Annotated in this window: 1 protein-coding gene; it reads left to right on the top strand. The window is 36.7% G+C overall.

Going from position 1 to position 226, the window contains the following annotated elements; translation table 11 throughout:
• On the top strand, positions 1–226 hold a 226-nt coding region (locus DMB71_RS00035), incomplete at both ends, for a hypothetical protein (RefSeq protein ID WP_162614717.1).

The following is a 226-nucleotide window of genomic DNA, read 5'->3' as shown; positions in this document are numbered from 1 at the left end:
TATAATGAAGCTGATCCGCAAGGGAGATTACGACCCTGAAGTAGGCAATCTAGATATGGACGATTTGGTTTATACTTATCCGGCAAACTCAAACCAGCTGTCTAAAGTTGAAGATAATTCCAATAACACCAGCGGATTTAACGATGTCAATAAAATTGGGGATGATTACAGTTATGATGATAACGGAAATATGATTGCCGATAAGAACAAAAATATCACTGACATA

The sequence above is a fragment of the Flavobacterium tistrianum genome (assembly GCF_003254545.1).
Lineage (GTDB): Bacteria > Bacteroidota > Bacteroidia > Flavobacteriales > Flavobacteriaceae > Flavobacterium > Flavobacterium tistrianum.
Note: the sequence above shows the minus strand (reverse complement) of the source record. Positions and strands in the feature narration are given on the sequence as shown.